Below are 2,683 nucleotides of genomic sequence, written 5' to 3'. Positions count from 1 at the left end.
CGCCTGCAGCCGCGCCAGCGCCTGCATCAGGTCCTGTTCGACCACAGCGGCACTGCCATCGCCCACACCGTCGGCGGCCTGCGCCAGCGGCACCACGGTGCCGCAGTACGGACAGGCCAGCGCCTGCTTGCCGGCATTCCATTGCAGATCCCCGCCGCATTCGGGACAGGGATGTTTACCAACCGTTGCGTTGTTCATCCGCCGCGCAGGAACTCTTCCAGTGCCGAACGGGCGATGCGGGTGGCCGTGCCGATCTTTCGCGCTTTCAGCTCACCGGTGGCGATGGCGGCCATCACGTCCTCCACCGACACCGACAAGGCCTGCGCGGCCTGCTCGGGGGTGAGTACGTCCAACACCGGTGCATCCGTGCTGGCGGCCGGCAATGGCGGCGGCACCGCCGCACCTGCGGCGGCCGGTGCGGTGCCCTGCATGCCGCGCATCATTTCCTGCGCCATGCCGAAGCCCATCGCCATCTGCGCCGGCACCGCGGCGGCAGCGGCTCCTTCACCGCCCTCGCCCATGCCGTGGCCCATCTGGTATTTGACGTAGTCGTTGAGGTTGCCGATCACGCCCATGCTCGAGCGCTTGTCGATGGCCTGTTCCACTTCCGGCGGCACCGACACGTTCTCCAGCACGAAGCTGGTGATCTCGATGCCGTACTTGCCGGACATGGCCGGGTTGATGATCGGCAGCAGCGCCTCGCCCAGTTCGGAATAGCGCTGCGCCACATCCAGCGCCGGCACACCGGCCCTGGCCAGCGCCTCGGTGAACACGCTGACGATGCGCGAACGCATGGTGTCGGCGAATTCGTCCAGACGGAAATTCTGGTCGGTACCCGCCACCTCCTTGAGGAACTTCGGCGGGTCGACGATGCGGAAATCGTAGGTGCCGAACGCGCGCAGACGCACCACGCCGAAATCGGCGTCGCGCATCATCACCGGGTTGGCGGTGCCCCACTTGTTGCCGGTGAACAGGCGCGTATTGAGGTAATAGACATCGCACTTGAACGGCGACTCGAAGCCGTACTTCCAGCCCAGGAGGGTGGACAGCACCGGGATGTTCGCCGTGCTCAGCGTGTGCTTGCCGGGACCGAACAGGTCGGCGTACTGGCCGGCGGCGACAAACTGCACCATCTGCGATTCGCGCACGATCAGCTGCGCGCCGTTCTTGATCTGGCGATCCTCGTCCGGCCAGCGGTAGGACAGCGTGTCACGCGAGTCATCGGTCCACTCGATGATCTCGATCAGCTCTTTCTTGATGAAGCCCAGAATGCTCATACCGCCTCCCGAATCGTCTGAGGGCCGATTCTAAGACGGAACGAGCAGAGCCAGCGCAGGGTCGCCGGCCCCGGGTACCGGTGCAATCAGGCGCGCAGTGCCGCCAGCAGGGTATCGATATTGCGCCGGTTCTTGCCCCAGTCCAGGCATTGCGTGGCCAGGATGCAGGTGCTGCGGAATACCGCGTGGCCCGGTGCCAGGGTGATGGCCACCGTTTCACCGAACGAGAACAGATTCAACCCGACCTTGGCGATCACGGTGCTGCCGTGGCGGCGGATATCCTGCCAGCCGGCCTTGCGCATGGCCGCTTCCACGGCTTCGACAGTGTGTGCACCGGGCAGGATGTGTTCGTGGAACGCGGGAAATGCGAACGTCATCAGAGGGCTCCTTCCGCAGACATGATCCATTCATATACCCAGCGTTGCCGCCAATGGCAAGCGCGTCCCCGGGGCGCCGCGGCCGTCAGGCCAGCTCCAGCCGCGGCGCCTCGTACCATTGCGCCTGCGGAAAATGGCGCGCCACATGCGCACGGATGAAACCGAGGCTGTCCGCGGCGATCACTTCATCATCGCTGTCGTCGCGGCAGTTCCATGCCACCCCGTGCAGCGTGATGCCGCGCGCGGCAATGGCCTCCAGCGACAGCAGTGTGTGGTTGATGCTGCCCAGCCGCCCGGAGGTCACCAGCAGTACCGGCCAGCCGCGCTGGACCACATAGTCGATGGTCAGCAGCTGCGCGGTCAGCGGCACCATCAGGCCACCGGCACCTTCCACCAGCACCGTGTCATAGCGCGCGCACAAACGCGCGGTGGCCTGTTCGATCGCGGCAAGATCCAGCTCACGCTGTTCCAGCCGCGCGGCCAGGTGCGGCGAGGCCGGATAGGCGTACAGCACCGGCATCGTCGTGCCATCGCGGTCTTCCTCGAACAGATCACAGCCCATGATGCGGCGGTGCATCAGGATGTCGTCGGACGCACCGACGCAACCGGTCTGCACCAGCTTCTGGGTGATGACGTTGTCCCCTTGCTCGAGCCACTGCCGCGCCAGCCAGCCGGTGACCACGGTCTTGCCGATATCGGTATCGATGCCACTGACGAATACCACCTTGCCGTTCATGCGCGCATATCCTCGTCCTGCAGGCTGGCCACCAGCGCCACCATGCCCTCGCACAGCTGTTGCAGCTGCGCCGGTTCAATCACATACGGCGGCATCACATACACCAGCCGTCCAAACGGGCGGATCCAGATGCCCGCCTCCAGCATGCGCTGCTGGATGCGTTCCAGCCGCAGCGGCGCCTTCAGCTCGATCACCCCGATCGCACCGAGCACCCGCACATCGGCCACCTGCGGCAGCGCGCGTGCCGGCGCCAGCCCCTCGTGCAGGCGGTGTTCGATCGCGGCCACCGTGCC

5 protein-coding genes are annotated in these 2,683 nt (G+C 65.9%); all 5 read right to left on the bottom strand.

Features of this window, described 5'->3' with window-relative positions; genetic code table 11:
• The coding region (locus JCM9942_RS13675; protein WP_218185497.1) for a TFIIB-type zinc ribbon-containing protein at nucleotides 1-198 on the bottom strand (198 nt) is incomplete at its 3' end.
• Entirely contained in the window at nucleotides 195-1,277 is a 1,083-nt protein-coding gene (locus tag JCM9942_RS13670) for an SPFH and helix-turn-helix domain-containing protein (RefSeq protein WP_054660360.1), read from the bottom strand. The genes JCM9942_RS13675 and JCM9942_RS13670, both read right to left, overlap by 4 nt.
• Nucleotides 1,278-1,363: 86 nt before the next feature.
• Nucleotides 1,364-1,654, bottom strand: a complete 291-nt coding sequence (locus tag JCM9942_RS13665) for a hypothetical protein (protein ID WP_054660358.1) — start codon at nucleotides 1,652-1,654, stop codon at nucleotides 1,364-1,366.
• A gap of 85 nt (nucleotides 1,655-1,739) precedes the next feature.
• Entirely contained in the window at nucleotides 1,740-2,390 is a 651-nt protein-coding gene (bioD, locus tag JCM9942_RS13660; protein WP_054660356.1) for a dethiobiotin synthase, read from the bottom strand.
• A partial coding sequence (locus tag JCM9942_RS13655; RefSeq protein WP_157722932.1) for an aminotransferase class III-fold pyridoxal phosphate-dependent enzyme occupies nucleotides 2,387-2,683 on the bottom strand: 297 nt, incomplete at its 5' end. The genes bioD and JCM9942_RS13655, both read right to left, overlap by 4 nt.

Source organism: Stenotrophomonas pictorum JCM 9942, assembly GCF_001310775.1.
GTDB lineage: Bacteria > Pseudomonadota > Gammaproteobacteria > Xanthomonadales > Xanthomonadaceae > Stenotrophomonas > Stenotrophomonas pictorum.
Note: the sequence above shows the minus strand (reverse complement) of the source record. Positions and strands in the feature narration are given on the sequence as shown.

Coding starts and splice junctions, on each gene's coding strand:
- JCM9942_RS13670 (WP_054660360.1), bottom strand. CDS start 1,277: ATGAGCATTCTGGGCTTCATCAAGAAAGAGCTGATCGAGATCATCGAG.
- JCM9942_RS13665 (WP_054660358.1), bottom strand. CDS start 1,654: ATGACGTTCGCATTTCCCGCGTTCCACGAACACATCCTGCCCGGTGCA.
- bioD (WP_054660356.1), bottom strand. CDS start 2,390: ATGAACGGCAAGGTGGTATTCGTCAGTGGCATCGATACCGATATCGGC.